This is a genomic window from Prevotella sp. ICM33 (assembly GCF_000517825.1).
Lineage (GTDB): Bacteria > Bacteroidota > Bacteroidia > Bacteroidales > Bacteroidaceae > Prevotella > Prevotella melaninogenica.
This window is the reverse complement of record NZ_JACD01000004.1, coordinates 14,398-31,942: the sequence shown is the minus strand read 5'-3', so window position 1 is coordinate 31,942 and position 17,545 is coordinate 14,398. Positions and strand designations below refer to the sequence as shown.

The 17,545-nt window shown below is 41.0% G+C and carries 13 protein-coding genes; 1 reads left to right on the top strand and 12 read right to left on the bottom strand.

Going from position 1 to position 17,545, the window contains the following annotated elements; genetic code table 11:
- Positions 1 to 570: 570 nt before the first annotated feature.
- Entirely contained in the window at positions 571 to 729 is a 159-nt protein-coding gene (locus HMPREF1505_RS13065; protein ID WP_155948901.1) for a hypothetical protein, read from the top strand.
- Positions 730 to 783: 54 nt separating this feature from the next.
- Here HMPREF1505_RS13065 and HMPREF1505_RS00870 read toward each other — a convergent pair whose 3' ends face one another.
- From HMPREF1505_RS00870 to HMPREF1505_RS00815, 12 genes are all read right to left on the bottom strand, one after another.
- Complete coding sequence (locus HMPREF1505_RS00870; protein WP_197017484.1) at positions 784 to 1,209, bottom strand: DUF6078 family protein; 426 nt, start codon at positions 1,207 to 1,209, stop codon at positions 784 to 786.
- 436 nt (positions 1,210 to 1,645) lie between these two features.
- A complete protein-coding gene (locus HMPREF1505_RS00865) occupies positions 1,646 to 2,476 on the bottom strand; it encodes a CPBP family intramembrane glutamic endopeptidase (protein WP_036921166.1) in 831 nt (276 codons plus the stop codon).
- Positions 2,477 to 2,979: 503 nt separating this feature from the next.
- Positions 2,980 to 3,345: a hypothetical protein gene (locus HMPREF1505_RS00860; RefSeq protein WP_036921163.1), complete on the bottom strand. Its 366-nt coding sequence runs from the start codon at positions 3,343 to 3,345 to the stop codon at positions 2,980 to 2,982.
- 74 nt (positions 3,346 to 3,419) lie between these two features.
- Complete coding sequence (dnaK, locus tag HMPREF1505_RS00855; RefSeq protein WP_036921161.1) at positions 3,420 to 5,327, bottom strand: molecular chaperone DnaK; 1,908 nt, start codon at positions 5,325 to 5,327, stop codon at positions 3,420 to 3,422.
- A 378-nt stretch (positions 5,328 to 5,705) separates the two neighbouring features.
- Complete coding sequence (locus HMPREF1505_RS00850; protein ID WP_036921158.1) at positions 5,706 to 6,329, bottom strand: DUF4840 domain-containing protein; 624 nt, start codon at positions 6,327 to 6,329, stop codon at positions 5,706 to 5,708.
- A gap of 462 nt (positions 6,330 to 6,791) precedes the next feature.
- Positions 6,792 to 8,249, bottom strand: coding sequence for a TrkH family potassium uptake protein (locus tag HMPREF1505_RS00845; RefSeq protein ID WP_036921155.1), 1,458 nt, complete (start codon positions 8,247 to 8,249; stop codon positions 6,792 to 6,794).
- 2 nt (positions 8,250 to 8,251) lie between these two features.
- Positions 8,252 to 9,592 (bottom strand): Trk system potassium transporter TrkA, encoded by a 1,341-nt coding sequence (gene trkA, locus HMPREF1505_RS00840; protein WP_036921152.1) that lies wholly within the window; start codon positions 9,590 to 9,592, stop codon positions 8,252 to 8,254.
- 49 nt (positions 9,593 to 9,641) lie between these two features.
- Positions 9,642 to 11,561: a 1-deoxy-D-xylulose-5-phosphate synthase gene (gene dxs, locus HMPREF1505_RS00835; RefSeq protein WP_036921148.1), complete on the bottom strand. Its 1,920-nt coding sequence runs from the start codon at positions 11,559 to 11,561 to the stop codon at positions 9,642 to 9,644.
- 271 nt (positions 11,562 to 11,832) lie between these two features.
- Positions 11,833 to 12,921: an OmpA family protein gene (locus tag HMPREF1505_RS00830; protein WP_036921145.1), complete on the bottom strand. Its 1,089-nt coding sequence runs from the start codon at positions 12,919 to 12,921 to the stop codon at positions 11,833 to 11,835.
- A 590-nt stretch (positions 12,922 to 13,511) separates the two neighbouring features.
- Positions 13,512 to 14,933 carry an MATE family efflux transporter gene (locus HMPREF1505_RS00825; protein WP_155948900.1) on the bottom strand — a complete coding sequence of 474 codons (1,422 nt, stop codon included), beginning with the start codon at positions 14,931 to 14,933 and terminating at the stop codon, positions 13,512 to 13,514.
- A gap of 236 nt (positions 14,934 to 15,169) precedes the next feature.
- Positions 15,170 to 15,865 (bottom strand): FKBP-type peptidyl-prolyl cis-trans isomerase, encoded by a 696-nt coding sequence (locus HMPREF1505_RS00820; protein ID WP_197017483.1) that lies wholly within the window; start codon positions 15,863 to 15,865, stop codon positions 15,170 to 15,172.
- A gap of 111 nt (positions 15,866 to 15,976) precedes the next feature.
- Positions 15,977 to 17,524 carry a glycine--tRNA ligase gene (locus HMPREF1505_RS00815; RefSeq protein ID WP_036921142.1) on the bottom strand — a complete coding sequence of 516 codons (1,548 nt, stop codon included), beginning with the start codon at positions 17,522 to 17,524 and terminating at the stop codon, positions 15,977 to 15,979.
- Between the last annotated feature and the right edge of the window lie 21 nt (positions 17,525 to 17,545).

Below are 17,545 nucleotides of genomic sequence, written 5' to 3'. Positions count from 1 at the left end.
TTTAAGTTGACAAGTTTACGAGTGAACAAGTTGCTTGCGAAGAAGGAGAAAGAATGAAAAGGTTAAGCCGTAGTTCTCACACAGAGAACACGGAGAAACAGAGGACAGAACAAGCACTGAGAAACCTAAAGGTTTAAGGAGGAAACAGAGACATAGAAAAACTTATGTCTTTTTCCATCTGACCTTATGTCATTATGGCTGTCATTAAGTCTACCACAGAATAAGTTAATCTGTTATTATGTCTTTTCCCGTCTGACCTTATGTCATTATGGCTACTGTATTGGCTCACACAGAGAACACGGAGGAACGGAGGACAGAACCAGTACAGAGAAACCTAAAGGTTTAAGGAGGAAACAGAGACGTAGAAAAACTTATGTCTTCCCTCATCTGACCTTATGTCATTATGGCTATCACAGAATAAGTTAACATGTTACTATGTCTTTTCCATCTGACCTTATGTCATTATGGCTATCACAGAAAAAGTTAAACTCTTATTATGTCTTTTCTCGTCTGACCTTATGTCATTATGTCTGTCATTTAGTCTACCACAAAATAAGTTAACATGTTACTATGTCTTTTATTATCCTGTCTACCAGCACCACACGTGCGGAGCATCAACACATGATGTGCGGAGCGTTAGCACCACAGAAACAAGACCTCAATAACAAATCACTTACTCCACTTCGTAACGCAAAGATTACCTTTTCTTTCTCTTACAAAACGTGCTAATGTCTTAACTCCTATCACTCCCTTTCACTCCTTAACTCCTTCCCGAAAGCACTACTAATATTTCCAGCTCGTCTGGTAGTTATCATAAACACGTGGGGCAGCATAGCCATAACGCTGGAAAAGTTCGTCAACCCATTTCTGTTCACCCTCACTCAGTTTATTAATTCCTCGATGGTAACGATAATAAACAAAGCGACTTCCGAAATGACTCTCCATTGTACTACGCAGAGAGCGGTAGTCACTGTGCTTCACATCATCGAAAAGGTGCGAGAATCCCCACGCCAGTCGTTCTTTCTTCATTGTGTGAAACTCCTTACAGCTATTGCCAGAGCGAGCAGAGGGAAGAACGGTCAATGCCGAATGTTGGCTAATAGAGAGTGTCTTAGACGCATAATAACGTAGGCACTGCTCCTTGAGAATACAATCGTGCATAAAGCACACTGCCCAGTCTTTGGGCATGTTAGAAAAATCTGTACACATAAATAGAATGATTTAAGAAAAATAAATTCAAAAAGGAAGATGCAATTAGTTTGTAGGAAATCACGCTTAGTGTGTCGTTATTCTTCCTTATTTCTGCTTGCAAAGATACAATACAGAGATACCCCTTGTCAAGTTTTTCACCGATTATTTTTATTTTGTTGTCACTCCTGTCAGCCTTTTACCTATTCTAACACACTGACAAACAAGCATCTATAGTAAATGTTAAAAATGACAGCAAACAGTTTTTTAACTTTGTGTAGTAGATAAGAGATTTATAGAAAAGAGTAAATAAGCTTTTTCACGATTACATCAAGTATTATACAGGTTGAACAACATAAAAAAACTGGCTGACTCTCTGCGAGTGCCAGCCAGTGTGCAGTTAATACCTAAATAATTGTATTCTTCTTGGAACTAAGATTTAAATGGTGAGTACCAACTACTCCAATGCTCGGTTAAAGAACAGTCGGCGTTCTTTAACCACAATGATAACAGACACGATAAGCAATAATACCGTCTGTATACACTTGCTGTCGGGGTGAGTTGCAAATATTTCATTGAAATAACCTGCCGTAATGTGAAAGATAATAGCTACGAGAATATTTCGGTTGGTTTTATAATAAAGCCAATTCATCAAGATAACAAAAGGGAAAATACTAACGATGAAGTTCAGACTATAAAGCCAGCCCTCGCTCACCACATTAGCGTGATAATAACCCTTAATACCTGCAAGGGGGAAATGCCAGACTGCCCAATAAGCTGCAAACAGCATAGATGTTTTGAAGAGACTCATTCGAGAACGGAGACAGTCTGTTCCATAACCATGCCACGCAAGTTCCTCAAGCGTAGGTGCAAGTATAAGGAGGAACCATACAGGGAAGACACCCGAAGTGAAGGTGTAATGACCTGTAATAATGAATTGCGATGGACTGTAACCGAACAACAGAGAAACTGCCATAGCACACAAGATACTTGCTGGCATCAGTAGGCAGGCAGTGAGATAATATTGCCACTTATCGGAAGACAAGTTTAGGAATCTTCCAAGAAAGTCTTTCCGCAGTTCTTGACGCTGAAAAACCAAAATAATGGTCAGAAACATTGGGAAGAAAAGTCCTGCCAATCCCAACAATGGCGCTACCCATGTGCTTTCCGAATAAACTACATGATGACTTACATAACTTGCAGCAAACCAGAATATCCATGGGATAAGGGTTGCCAAGAGATAGAAAAGTACCGTATGGCGATACTTGATGACGATGTTTTCTTTCATATTGCTTAAATGCTATCAATAATCACAGATTACATAAATAACAAGATGTACATAAACTGTAATAACCAATGTATTACAAAATCGTCACAAATGTACTTCCTACATCGCAAAGAGCCAAAATAATATACTTAAAATACTGTATATCTGATATATTTTTGATTTAGATTATCTGATGTTGAGTAAAGATATGATAACAGGTAATAGACTCTTCTCCAAAACATTTCATTACAAGAATAGCCACCACGAGCTGTTAAACTGTACATCTATTCCCACATAAACATAAAAAGCTACATACCACTTTTTTAAATCATTTTGAGCAGCGTGTAGGTTGTGTGAACAAGCACAGGCTGGTTTTCTCACAGTAAGTACCAGTGCAAAGTTAGTAATCGTAGATTAATTGGTTGTATTGTTTAAGGACTATAGGGTTATTATTTATAACTAACAAGTCGCAACAATATCTTTAAGACTGTTGCGACTCATCATTACAGTTATCTTAATTTGATCTATAATTCTATTCGCTCTACAATATCATCACCTTGAATGCTTAGCACTTCTAACATCCTGTCATGAAGATCTGTATTTTGTTTTGTATTTTGCGGACGAATCGCAGTGAATATTCGTGACGCTTCTTCATGTTGGACTAAGAAATCTCCAAACTCTTTTATGATACATTTTAGGTCTGAACCTGAGTTTAAAATAGCAACCTCACCTGTTGGAGACTTTAAAGCGAAGATAGCTTGATTGTAGTCTGTTTCTTTTTGGGCATCTATTTGTTTCCATCCTTCAGAAAGCATTTCATCTTTCTTTTCAAGAATCCATTTTGACTTCCCAGCTCCTTTCTTACCGATAACTAAAGTAATAATTCTCATATAATTTAGGTTTTAAAACTTTAAAAAAGCAGTAGGAAACGTTATCCTACTGCTTTATTTGTATTAGTTAGATATTACTTTACTTCCTCAAAGTCTGCATCTTGGATGGTGTCATCCTGCTTTGGCTGCTCCTGCTGACCGGCGTCTGCGCCTGGCTGAGGACCTGCCTGCTGACCGCCTGCTTGGCTATACATCTGCTGTGATGCTGCCTGCATAACGGTGTTGAGGTTGTTGATAGCTGTGTCGATGGCTGCAACGTCAGCTGACTTGTGAGCGTCACGGAGCTGCTGGAGAGCAGACTCGATGCCTGACTTCTGGTCGGCTGGAATCTTGTCACCGTTGTCCTTCAAGAAGTTCTCGGTGGTGAAGATCATTGAGTCAGCCTGGTTCAGCTTGTCAATCTTCTCACGCTCTGCCTTGTCGGCTGCAGCATTCTGCTCAGCCTCAGCCTTCATACGGTTGATTTCCTCCTCACTCAAACCACTTGAAGCCTCGATGCGGATGCTCTGCTCCTTACCTGTTGCCTTGTCCTTAGCAGATACGTTAAGGATACCATTAGCATCGATGTCGAATGTTACCTCAATCTGTGGAACACCACGGCGAGCTGGAGCAATACCTGTCAAGTTGAACTGACCGATAGACTTGTTCTGTGCTGCCATTGGACGCTCACCCTGCAGAACGTGGATAGTAACCTCTGTCTGGTTATCAGCTGCAGTAGAGAACACCTCGCTCTTCTTGCAAGGGATAGTAGAGTTAGCATCGATGAGCTTTGTCATTACACCACCCATTGTCTCAATACCGAGGGTCAATGGAGTAACGTCGAGCAATACGATGTCGCCTACACCGCTCTCCTTATTAAGGATAGCACCCTGGATAGCTGCACCAACAGCAACCACCTCATCAGGGTTAACACCCTTTGAAGGCTCCTTACCGAAGTAGTTCTTAACTAATGTCTGCACTGCAGGGATACGGCTTGAACCACCTACGAGGATAACCTCATCAATATCTGATGTCTGCAACTTAGCGTCGCGGATAGCATTCTGGCAAGGAACGAGACAAGCCTGAATGAGGCTGTGTGCCAACTGCTCAAACTGTGAACGAGTCAAAGTCTTAACCAAGTGCTTTGGAACACCACCCTCAGCTGTGATGTATGGCAAGTTAATCTCGGTAGAAGAAGAGCTTGATAACTCAATCTTAGCCTTCTCAGCAGCTTCCTTCAAACGCTGCATTGCCATTGGATCCTTTCTCAAGTCGATACCCTCTTCTGACTTGAAGCCATCAGCGAGCCAATCGATAATTACCTGATCGAAGTCGTCACCACCAAGGTGAGTATCACCATTCGTAGAAAGTACCTCGAACACACCGCCACCGAACTCAAGGATAGAGATATCGAACGTACCACCACCAAGGTCAAATACGGCAATCTTCATATCCTTATTAGCCTTATCAACACCGTAAGCAAGCGCTGCAGCAGTAGGCTCATTCACGATACGCTGTACGTTAAGACCAGCAATCTGACCAGCCTCCTTAGTTGCCTGGCGCTGTGAGTCAGAGAAGTATGCTGGTACGGTGATAACTGCATCAGTCACCTCCTGACCGAGATAGTCCTCAGCGGTCTTCTTCATCTTCTGCAATATCATTGCAGAAATCTCCTGTGGAGTATATTTACGGTCGTCAATCTGTACACGTGGATAGCCACCATCATTAACAACCTTGAATGGAACACGCTCAGCCTCTTTCTGACACTGCTCGTAAGTCTCACCCATGAAACGCTTAATAGAGTAAATCGTCTTCTCTGGGTTTGTGATAGCCTGACGCTTAGCAGGGTCACCCACCTTACGCTCGCCGCCTTCAACGAAACCTACAACAGAAGGAGTTGTACGCTTACCTTCGCTGTTAGCAATTACCACTGGCTCGTTACCTTCAAATACAGCAACACAAGAGTTTGTTGTTCCTAAGTCAATTCCAATAATCTTTCCCATAATTGTATATCTTTATTTTATTATTATTCGTATTCAGTTATTGACGCTTGTCCGTCGTAGTATCATCAGACTAATATCGCCTTCAGCTGCTACTGACAGCGTCATTCGCCAATAATTAGACAAATGATGTGCCAACAGACATAGACTGACAGAATGGCAGAAAGAGTCTACAATATTGTCACAATTCCAATCTAACAGATGAATATAGTCTCTTTTTATTTATCGTTTTCTACAGTTTCACTATCCATTCAGACTTTCCTTATCCAACTATATCGCAACAGAAAGGGTAACGATTATCTTCTTATACTATAAAAAAAATAAACCCGAAAACATCCAAATAGATGTTCTCGGGCTTTTGATTATATTGTCTTATAAAACTTATACTCTTGGTTCAGAAGCAAGATAGAAGCTATCTGCACCCTTACTAACAGACTTGTCGAAGACACCATCAACAACTATTCCTGCCTCTAAAAGGCGAGCACCAAGCACCTTGCGGTCAGTATCATAACCACCATAGGTATAATCAGCCTTGAAAAGGAAAGCTATAGCTACATCATGAGTTTTACCCCCATAAGTAACCTTACCTAAATCCAAACGATAAGGAGCAATATAAAAGAGGATTGGTTTCACGCTGAACACGCTAATAGCACATTTGATTTCCTGATTTGGCAAAGCCTCAACCGCCTGCTTTAAGTTAGTATCAATGATACTTGCTGTCAACATCTTAGTTGGGATATTTTTGATGATGAGTGTTGTATCATCCTTGATTTCCCAAGTGGTACTGACAGAATCCTGCTTTTCTATCTGTTCCCGTTCGTTTAGACCATATCTGGAAAGTTTACCATGATAAAGACCTTGAATAGTATGGCTTGCAGCCTTCAGTTCAGCCGCAGTTGGGAGGTTTCGTTTTGCCTGCTCTTCATAATCATCATTCAGACAAGCAGTAAGTGATAGTGTTGCCATAAGTGCAACAACTAAAATCAATAATTTGTTCTTTTTCATTATAGTGCGTTTTGGTTATGATATTTAAGTTTATCGGTTACAAATTTACACATTATCAACTTATTCCCAACACAATTACTGTTAAAATACTGATAAGAAGTTTGTATGATAGTTTTTAGAGTCCACATTATACCCAAATCGGGGCATTATACCCTGATGTTCATAGTTCTTATTATTGTTTTGTTTCCTTTTAGCAAATAAAAACAAAGCACTCTTGACATCGTATAACACACTATATAACATCCAAAGGAGAGTAAATAGAGAAAGCATTTACAGTTATCAACAATTTACTTTCACGATCATAAATCTTTTTCTTCATGAAAAGAAATATTTTTTTTCGTGAAGATAAATATTTCTTTTCATGAAAATAATTCACTATCGTTGGTAAGACAGGAGTAATAAAAGCCCATAAAAGTTGTAATTCCCGTACGAGTCAGACAGGAAGATAACCTTTGTTTACCTTTAGTTTTCCTTCCAGAATGCAGGAGAGAAAAGTACCAAGACAGTAAATAGTTCCAAACGACCTACAAGCATGAGGAATGAACAAATCCACTTTGCAAAGTCTGGCAACTGTGCCCACGACATTGTAGGACCGATTTCCATACCCAATGTAGGTCCAACATTACCCAAACAACTTAATGTAATTGTGATAGCATTCGTGTTATCAATACCAAAGGCAATCATCGTAAAAGCACAGAAGAGCGTCAGAATAAGATAAAGTCCGATGAAACCTAAAAGTGTTACACGCTTTGACTGTGGTATATTCACTCCATCAACCTTCATTGGTAAGACAGCATTAGGGTGTAGTATCTGACGGAACTCATTGCGCACCACCTTTAATAACATCACACCACGAATACTCTTGATACCACCACTGGTAGAACCAGAACAGCCGCCAAAGAACATACAAGCAGCCAAGACAACCCATGTGACATGAGGCCATTTAGCAGCATCATCGCTGAAAAGTCCTGTCGTTGTTATAAAGGAAACAACTTGGAAGAGCGCACTACGGAAGGCATGCTCTATATCATAATGATTACGATAAACAAGCTCAAAAGCAATAAAGATAGCAAACGAGAGTACCATGGTGGTATAGAAACGGAACTCGCTATTCTTTATGAGCTTCTTAATATCTAATCCTGCTGCCGAGGCATATAGCAATGTGAAGTTGACACCAGATAGGAAACAGAATAATGCAGAGACATACTCCTCTGCTGGAGAATGAAAGGTTGTGATAGAACCGCTCTCCGGAGAGAATCCACCCGTCGCAGTACTGGTCATTGAATAGTTGAAAGCATCAAACCATCCCATACCACATACCTTATATGATAGAATACAGGCAGTAGTCAGAACCAAATAAACTACCCATATCCACTTAGCACTTGTGCTTAGACGTGGGTGTAGTTTACTTTTAATAGGACCAGTTGCTTCGGCAGCAAACACCTTTACCGAACCGCCCACCATAGACGGGAGAATGGCTATAGTAAAGAATACTATTCCCAATCCACCAATCCATTGTGTCAATGAACGCCAGAAAAGGAGTCCTTTTGGTAGATATTCAGGATAGTCTATAATCGTTGCACCAGTTGTTGTGAAGCCTGACATAGCCTCAAAGAAAGCATCAGTGAAACTCCCAATACCTCCGCTAATCATAAAGGGGAGTGTACCGAATATCGTAAAAAGAATCCAAGATATCGTTACAACAAAATAAGCATCACGACGTCCAAGAAGATTGTCAGCATGACGACCTAACAGTCGGAAGATAAAACCAGCACCTACTGTTATGAGAATACTCCACACGAATGGTATAATGTCACTGCCATTATAAAACAAGGACACGAATAGACAACTGAGCATCAGTACGCCTTCTATCCATAACAAGGATCCAAGAATTTTGGAAATTAGTTTCAGATTAAGCATGGTTAAATAAATAATTTCTCCACCTTTTTCATATCAACATTATAACAGAAGACCACAACAGAGTCGCCTGCTTCAATCTGTGTATTACCAGAAACAAGCATTCCTTCTTTGTTTCTTACAAGTCCACCAATAGTCACTCCTTTAGGAAGATTTAACTCTCTTACAACCTTTCGGGTTATCTTTGAGTCTGGACTTGGTACGAATTCAGCCACATCAGCATTGATAGACATAAGAAACTTTACGTTAGCTACGTTTGCGTCAAGCATCATCTGATAAATATGGCTGGCAGCAAGTGCTTTCTTATTGATAATCGTACCAATGTCAAGTCCATCAGCTGTATTCACGTAATCAAAGTTCTCTACTGATGCAACAGTTTTGCGAACACCAAGTCGTTTAGCCGTAAGACAGGCAAGAATATTCGTTTCTGCATTTGAAGTCAATGCCACGAAAGCTTGTGTATGACGGATTCCCTCCTCCTGCAACAAACCAATATCACGACCATCGCCATTGATAACCAGTCTGTCTTCACTGAAGATATCATTAAGAATCTCGCAACGAGTAGGATTCTGTTCGATAATCTTCGCATTCATATATTCAGGCAGCATCTTTACGGCACGTGCAGCAGTCTTACCACCGCCCATAAAGATAACATTCTGTACATCGACATAATGTTCCTTACCAACAATCTTACGAACATACGGAATATACTGCTTTGTGGTCATGAAATAAACCAAGTCATATAACTGCAAAGTATCATTACCTCCAGGAATAATCGTCTCGTCATTGCGCTTTATAGCGACTACATGATAAGGATCATCAGGACCACTAATATCTTTCAAAGGACGGTTGAGTATCTCACAAGTTTCACGCAATTTGATACCCAACATTACCAATGCTCCATCATGTACATCCCATCGTTGGCGAACCCATGACATCTTCAAGCCATTGATAATATCCCTTGCTGCAAGGATTTCTGGATAGATAATATCACTGACACCCATCTGACGAAACAACTCCTTATTCTGTTCTTCAACATACTCTGGATTGTCCACACGTGCAACAGTCTTCTTTGCACCCAGCTGATGCGCCATAACACAAGCTGCGATATTACCCGATTCACTTGGAGTAACAGCGATAAAGAGGTCAGCATGTTCAACACCAGCCTCTTTCAATCCCTTGATATTCGTAGGTGAACATTCCATAGTTAGCAAGTCATACTCACTACTGATCTTCTCCAGATTCTCTGGGTTCTCATCCATGAGTACGATATCCTGCATATTACGAGAAAGCAGTTTTGCCAAGTAAGTTCCTATGGCGTATGCTCCTGCTATGATGATTTTCATTTCTTTTTCTTTTTAGTTTGAACGATGGTGAGGCGTAAGTGATAAATTATCAGTTAGCCTTAATTAACTCTTTCTTGATACTTTCAAGATCTATTCCACAGATTTCACGTAGCTGTTGTACCGTTCCCTGCTCTACAAAATGGTCAGGCATACCCATACGAGTTATCTGTGGTGTATAGCCATGATCGCTCATCCACTCTGTAACAGCAGAACCCAATCCACCATTGCGTACACCATCTTCTATTGTTATGATGCGTGAGAAACGACTTGCAACCTCTTCAAGAAGTTTATCGTCTAATGGTTTCAAGAAACGCATATCATAGTGTGCGATTGATGGACAATGACCTTCTGTTTTTGGAGATTCAGCACTCTCTATCAGTTTTATAGCCTTTTCAACATCATTACCAATAGGTCCGATACTCAATACAGCAACATCCCAGCCATCATGAAGACGACGTCCTGTTCCTACCTCTATCTCTTTCAGCGGACACTCCCAATCAGTTAAAACACCATTACCACGTGGATATCGAATCACAAAAGTTCCCTTATCAGGCAACTGTGCCGTGTACATCAATCTACGAAGTTCACGTTCGTCCATCGGAGAGGCGATGGTAAGATTAGGAATTGGACGCAAGAAAGCCATATCAAAAGCACCATGATGCGTCGCACCATCTTCACCTACCAATCCAGCACGGTCCAAACAAAGGACTACAGGAAGATTAAGTATAGCTGCATCGTGGATAATACTATCATATGCACGCTGTGAGAAGGCACTATAGATATTACAGAAAGGCTGTAAACCATCCTTTGCCATACCAGCTGAGAAGGTGACTGCATGTGCCTCCGCAATACCCACATCGAAGGTACGGTCAGGCATAGCCTTCATCATTATGTTCATAGAACAACCCGTCGGCATGGCAGGTGTAACACCAACAATACGAGGATTCTTCTTTGCAAGTTCTAATAGCGTCTTTCCAAATACATCTTGAAACTTAGGTGGTTCATTGCTACAGTCTTGCACAATACGCTCACCTGTCTCTGGGTCAAACTTACCTGGAGCATGCCATACCGTCGCACTCTTCTCAGCAGGTTCATATCCCTTACCCTTCTTGGTGTGTAAATGGAGTAGTTTTGGTCCCTTCATATCCTTCAACTGACGAAGAATACGAACCAACTCTTCAACATTATTCCCATCAAAAGGTCCGAAGTAACGAATATTCATACCTTCGAACATATTCTGCTGATGTGCTAAGGCTGACTTAAGAGCATTATTAAAACGCAGTAAACCCTTTCGACGTTCATCATTCAATAAGCCTTTATCATGCAACCATTGTGACGCCTTGAAGCGTAAACGATTGTATGTCTCGTTGGTGTCAAGCTTCAACAAGTACTGCTCCATACCACCCACTGCCCTATCAATAGACATATCATTGTCATTAAGAATGATAAGCAAGTCATTAGGTTGGCTGGAAACATTGTTCAGACCCTCGAAAGCCAAACCACCACTCATAGCTCCATCGCCAATAATAGCAACGACATGACGATGCTGCTTCGTAAGGTTAGAAGCAACAGCCATGCCCAAGGCAGCCGAGATAGAGTTAGAGGCATGTCCACAAGTAAAGGTATCATACTCGCTCTCAAAAGGAGAAGGGAATGGCATCAAACCATTTAACTTACGGTTATTACAGAAGTTCTCACGACGACCCGTCAAAATCTTATGGCCGTATGCTTGATGACCGACATCCCATACGATACGATCTTCTGGAGTATTAAAAACATAGTGGCATGCCACCGTTATTTCAGTTGCACCTAAGCTGGAGCCAAGATGACCTGGATTAACGGCAACCTCTTCTATGATATCCTTCCGCAACTGCTGACATAACTTTGGCAAATCATCCAAAGAAAGCTTACGCAAGTCTGCAGGCGATTGTATTTTATTTAAAAGGTCGAATCTATTTTCCTTTGACATTATCAAATAACATGAAATCAATGCAAAGGTACGCTAAATAGATTAAAGGGCAAAATAAAACAGAGAGGTATTCTATTATTTATGGTCTAATTTACAAATGAAGCTCTGTTTCACAGCTCGATATATTTTTTCTTACACAGATAAATAAAGTCTAATTAGGTAAGAAACGAATAAAATAAGACATAAAAAACAGGGATAAACCTTAAAGATTCATCCCTGTTTATTATTTCAGTCAACCAACCTTATTAAGGTTAGCTAATTGGTAGCTTAATTACTTAACGTAAACAACAGCCAAACGGTTAGAAGTTACGCCCTGTACACCCTGACCCTTAGCTTCATCAACGATGACACCACGGCTCTGGAGATACTTAGCAACAACGTCTGCACGGTTCTGAGAGAGGCGATCGTTGAGTGCCTTTGGACCCTCTGGAGAAGCTGTACCTACGATCTGTACGTGACGGCCTGCCTTAACATCATCAAGAGCCTTCTTAGCCTCGTTTGTGAGGAAGTACTTACCCTGAGCGAATGTTACAAATACCAAGTTGTCAATGCAGAGAGTCTGAGTTGTCTGTGCAGGAACCTCCTTAATAACTTCCTTAACAACCTCAACCTCCTTAACAACCTCCTTTGGCTTAGCGTTAAGCTGATCACGGAGAGAGTTAATCTCGTCGTTCAACTCACCAACGTTCCAAACCTTGAAGTTGTGTGTACCGTTAGAAGTCTTGAACTTGTAGTTAAGACCTACGAAGAGACCAAGCTGAGCAGCCTGCTTACCGAACTGTACAGCATCGCCAGGACCGTGTGTAAGGTTCCAGAGAACAGCTGGCTCTACATAAAGCTGCCATGCTCTCTTCTCACCGAGGTTGTAAGCGAAAGTAAGACCAGTCTTAGCTGTCAACTCTGTATCATCACCAGTGTTATTAGTCTGAATGATGTGCTTGTCACCGTAAGTGATCCAGTAACCGATACCTGCCTCAGCACCTACCTCGAAACGACGATCTGGGTTGTACTCGCAGAAAAGGTTTGTGAAGTTGATAGTACCATTCAAACCGAGGTTGATGGCACGAACAATTGTGTGACTGTTAGAGAAACCTAAAGAACCTGTCTGCCAACGGTTGTCACCGAAGAAAGCAAGACCTTCGAGGTTTGCACCATAAACTGGGCTGAACTGCTTACCGAGCTTAAGACCTGCTGCAGGGTTAACTGGAGCAAAATGTTTGAAATTAAGAGGACCAGTAACACCACCCTCTACACCGAGGTAAACGTTGTCAAATGCCTTAGCCTTCTCGTAAGCTACCTGAGCCTGTGTACTTGTGATACCCATAGCGAGCATCGAAAGTGCAATCAAAAACTTTTTCATAAATGCTTAATATTAATTCTGTTAATTTTAGCGACTTAATTATATTCGGTTTGCAAAGATAGCACTTTTTTTGAATAGACTACATTATTTCATAGAAAAAAATCTAATTTTTAGGTAAAAAAGTGGTTTTTCAACATCTTTTTAACTGTTTTGGGCAATAAATATCTCTAAAGAGGTAAATTTGCGTTTTAACATTCCCCTTTTAAAAATAGATTTAAAAACACATATTCTACACCATATTTTATTGCTATTTTGAAATGTCGGTCATAGCTGGATTACTTCACCTTATTATATATATAGGAGAAACTAACATACAACAATGCGCATATTCCACACAGATTAGGGATAAAATCTGTAGGTTTTTACCAAGCATTTTCATGAAGTATGGGGCATGTAACCTTTATTCTTACCATCAGAAGTAAATTACAGTCATGAAAATAATAAATTATTTACATGAAAAGAAATATTTTTCTTCATGAAAATAATTATTTCTTTTCATGAAAAGAAATCGCAATCCTTCATTTTTATAAAAAGAAAAAAGACTTTATAAGAAAGACTACTACCCATTTTTATCCCTCACCCTATGACAGTTATGTTCGTCGAAGACGCTTGAAAAGATAGAAGATAAACATCATTCCACGGAGAGAGAGTTCAACAGCCATAGCAAACCAGACACCACGAAGACCGTACTGCGTTGCCAGTGCATAAGCCAAGGTCAGACGGATAAGCCACATACTACCCAAGTTTATTAAGGATGGCTTCAGCGTATCGCCTGCTCCTATACAGACACTATAAGCAACAATAGCTGCAGCAAAGAATGGTTCGGCAAAGGCTTCAATACGAAGAACGGAAGTTCCCAATACCTGGATGTCAGCCACAGGAGACAATAAGCCAATCATTTCTGGAGCAAAGATATACATCACAATACCCATAAATGCCATGACTACCATTCCGAGCGACACAGTCATCCACGCAAAACTACGATGAAGGTCACGCCTATCTGCCCCAACACTCTGCCCCACCAATGTTGTGGCAGCCTCGCTAATACCATATCCTGGCATATAACAAAGACTCTCTGCGGTAATCGCAAACGAATGAGCAGCAATAGCGATATTACCCAAAGGAGCTACAATCATTGTCGAAACAAGTTGCGCACCATTCATCAGAAGATATTGTAATGCCATCGGTGCACCAATCTTCATTGCATTCCATATATATTGCCAACGCCAAACAAAACGTTCGACATCCTGTTTCCAAGCTAAGATAGGACTGCGAAAGATTGCATAATAAGCCAATGGAAGTGCTACACAAACGAAGGATAAAAGACTTCCAAGAGCTGCACCAGCCACACCTTCACCCAAACCCGGCATCGTCACCTCTACTCCAAAAAGAGAAACTGTGCGTGTAGGAAAAATAAAGAAGTAATTGAAAATCACATCCAACACACACATTAATATCGCCATAAAACTCGGACGACGCATATCACCCGACACCTTCAGCATAGCTGCTGACATATATTCAATAAGGTGGAAGGGAATAATTAGAGAGAAGATAAGGAAGTAAACAGTTGCATCATGCTGGATATCAGTACCACCACCCAACCATACAGGAAGGCGAGAACCAATAAGAAAAGTTATCAGCAACAAAAGCAATGCAAAGCATAGTCCGAAAATATAACCATGACGCATCACTGCACGCGCCTTTGCAAAGTCGTTAGCACCAATAAAGTGAGCTACCTGAACTGAAAAGCCCATTGTCACTGCACTCACTAAAGAGAAGAAAAGCCATGTCGCCGGTTCGACAAGTCCAATAGCTGCTGATGGCTCTGCACCCAACGAACCTACCATTCCCGCATCAATATAGAACATTAGAACTGTCGTCACCTGCGCTAAGATAGATGGGATACTGAGTTGGATAATGAGATTAAACTTCTCATTCCTGCTCATCATCTCACCACTACGAATCTTGGCAAGAAGACTTTCAGTAACAGACTTACTAAAGGATATACGCACGGGAAACTATAATTTGGAATAAATGAGAAACTGAATAATAAATAATGAGAGCTTAAAAAGAGATAGTAAACAAAAGCCCCTCGCTAAGAATATCGAATTATTAAAAGTAAAATAGGGACCTTGCTCCCGTCTGTTCACTGCTATTATTGAGTCGAACACACGGGAACTTGTGTCCCTACCTATAAGACTAAAGGTCATTCAGACCTTTCAAAAAGGCTATGACAATACACCTTAAATTATGAATCCTTCAACTTTGTACCAGGGTGAGAGAAATCAACCAATCGTAAGTCGAAGATAAGCGTTGAGTAAGCTGGCACCATACCCGAAGTACTCGCACCATAACCCAACTGATAAGGAATATATACTGTCCAATGGTCACCACGATGCATTGACATCAAAGCTGTTGTAAATCCATCTACAAGACTTACCGCCTTACCCTCTGAACTATAAGTAAGACCAATGAAGCTATGTGCTGGGCGTGACGTTGTTGCATTAAAAGTATCATTCGACCATGACTTATCAAAGATAAGCCCTGACGTATAAGTCGTAGATGGAATCAGACGACCCATATAGTGCATAGACACAGAGTCAGAATACAACGGACTTGCTGTGCCTGCTCCAGCCTGCTCTACATGTGCAATGATATAATCCTCAGGACTATAAGTCAGTGCAGAACCAGAAGTCTGTTTCTGATTTTGGAAAGTATAATTAAGTATTATCTTCCAAGAAGTGTCCCCACTCTTAATTTTCTGTTGTGTTGTAGTATAAAGCTTATTCCAATAAGTTTCGTTCTTCGACTGCCAATTAGTAAACTCCTCTACAGTGTTATCTTTCTCCGTACAAGAGGTAAAGAGACCTGCAGAAAGCAGCATTCCGCCCAAGCAGAAGGCACCTGCAGCACGACGAATAAGCATCTTTATTTTCTTTGTCATAGTCTTTTATTTAAATCAGAAAGGGATAGCGGAGTGGGATTATTAGAACCAATAAAGAATCTTGTTACTCTATTAGATTCTAAAAAGCCTACTCTGCTATCCTTCTTTTAATTAGTCAATATCAATCTTCTTCAGCAGAGAAGTGATAGATACGCGGTCTTCAATAATCTCACGCAGCTTCTCAACTGGCACACGCTCCTGCTTCATAGAATCACGATAACGCAATGTAACAGTATTATCTGTCAAAGTATCGCCATCTACTGTCACACAGAAAGGGGTACCGATAGCATCCTGACGACGGTATCGCTTACCAATAGAATCCTTAGCCTCCATGTGTGTATTGAAATGGAACTTAAGACTATTCACAATCTCCTGCGCCTTCTCTGGCAGACCATCCTTGTTAACCAAAGGAAGAACTGCACACTTAACAGGTGCCAGTGGCTCTGGCAACTTCAAGACAACACGACTTGAACCGTTCTCCAATGCCTCCTCTGTATAGCTGTGACACATAACAGAAAGGAACATACGGTCAACACCAATAGATGTTTCTACTACGTATGGAGTATAGTTCTCATTGCGTTCTGGGTCGAAGTACTTTACCTGACGGCCAGAGTACTTCTCGTGCTGAGAAAGGTCAAAGTTAGTGCGTGAGTGAATACCCTCAACCTCCTTGAAGCCGAATGGCATATGGAACTCAATATCTGTTGCTGCATTAGCATAGTGAGCCAACTTCTCGTGATCGTGGAAACGATAGTTGTCATCGCCCATACCAAGACCCTCATGCCATGCCAAACGATGCTTCTTCCAATATTCAAACCACTTCATCTCGGTTCCTGGCTGGCAGAAGAACTGCATCTCCATCTGTTCGAACTCACGCATACGGAAGACAAACTGACGTGCAACGATCTCGTTACGGAAGGCCTTACCAATCTGACAGATACCGAAAGGCAACTTCATACGACCAGTCTTCTGTACGTTGAGGAAGTTTACGAAGATACCCTGTGCTGTCTCTGGACGCAGATAAATCTTGTTAGTAGCATCGGCAGATGCACCCATCTCAGTAGAGAACATGAGATTGAACTGACGAACGTCTGTCCAGTTAGTTGTACCACTGATTGGGTCTACTATACCCTCGTCAAGAATAATCTGCTTCAAAGCCTCCAAGTCTGGTCCTTGCATAGCCTCGGTATAGCGTGCATGAAGGTCGTCACGCTTCTTCTGATTTTCAAGAACGCGTGGGTTAGTCTCGCGGAACTTAGCCTCATCAAAAGACTCACCGAACTTCTTAGCAGCCTTAGCTACTTCCTTCTCTATCTTCTCCTCGTATTTACCAATCTGATCCTCGATAAGGTTATCAGCACGATAACGCTTCTTTGAATCGCGGTTATCAATCAATGGATCGTTGAAAGCATCAACGTGGCCACTTGCTTTCCATACTGTAGGGTGCATAAAGATAGAGGCATCGATACCAACAATATTGCTATGCAGCAATACCATTGACTGCCACCAATACTGCTTGATATTGTTTTTCAGCTCAACACCATTCTGACCGTAGTCATAAACAGCTGCTAAACCATCATAAATATCACTACTTGGGAAGACGAAACCATATTCTTTACAGTGGCTTACAATCTTCTTGAAAACATCCTCTTGTGCCATAATTATCTATTTATACCTTAA

What these genes read in the sequence shown, in the direction of transcription:
- HMPREF1505_RS13065 (WP_155948901.1), top strand. Translation starts at nt 571, where the DNA reads ATGTCTTTTATTATCCTGTCTACCAGCACCACACGTGCGGAGCATCAA.
- HMPREF1505_RS00870 (WP_197017484.1), bottom strand. Translation starts at nt 1,209, where the DNA reads ATGTGTACAGATTTTTCTAACATGCCCAAAGACTGGGCAGTGTGCTTT.
- HMPREF1505_RS00865 (WP_036921166.1), bottom strand. Translation starts at nt 2,476, where the DNA reads ATGAAAGAAAACATCGTCATCAAGTATCGCCATACGGTACTTTTCTAT.
- HMPREF1505_RS00860 (WP_036921163.1), bottom strand. Translation starts at nt 3,345, where the DNA reads ATGAGAATTATTACTTTAGTTATCGGTAAGAAAGGAGCTGGGAAGTCA.
- dnaK (WP_036921161.1), bottom strand. Translation starts at nt 5,327, where the DNA reads ATGGGAAAGATTATTGGAATTGACTTAGGAACAACAAACTCTTGTGTT.
- HMPREF1505_RS00850 (WP_036921158.1), bottom strand. Translation starts at nt 6,329, where the DNA reads ATGAAAAAGAACAAATTATTGATTTTAGTTGTTGCACTTATGGCAACA.
- HMPREF1505_RS00845 (WP_036921155.1), bottom strand. Translation starts at nt 8,249, where the DNA reads ATGCTTAATCTGAAACTAATTTCCAAAATTCTTGGATCCTTGTTATGG.
- trkA (WP_036921152.1), bottom strand. Translation starts at nt 9,592, where the DNA reads ATGAAAATCATCATAGCAGGAGCATACGCCATAGGAACTTACTTGGCA.
- dxs (WP_036921148.1), bottom strand. Translation starts at nt 11,561, where the DNA reads ATGTCAAAGGAAAATAGATTCGACCTTTTAAATAAAATACAATCGCCT.
- HMPREF1505_RS00830 (WP_036921145.1), bottom strand. Translation starts at nt 12,921, where the DNA reads ATGAAAAAGTTTTTGATTGCACTTTCGATGCTCGCTATGGGTATCACA.
- HMPREF1505_RS00820 (WP_197017483.1), bottom strand. Translation starts at nt 15,865, where the DNA reads ATGACAAAGAAAATAAAGATGCTTATTCGTCGTGCTGCAGGTGCCTTC.
- HMPREF1505_RS00815 (WP_036921142.1), bottom strand. Translation starts at nt 17,524, where the DNA reads ATGGCACAAGAGGATGTTTTCAAGAAGATTGTAAGCCACTGTAAAGAA.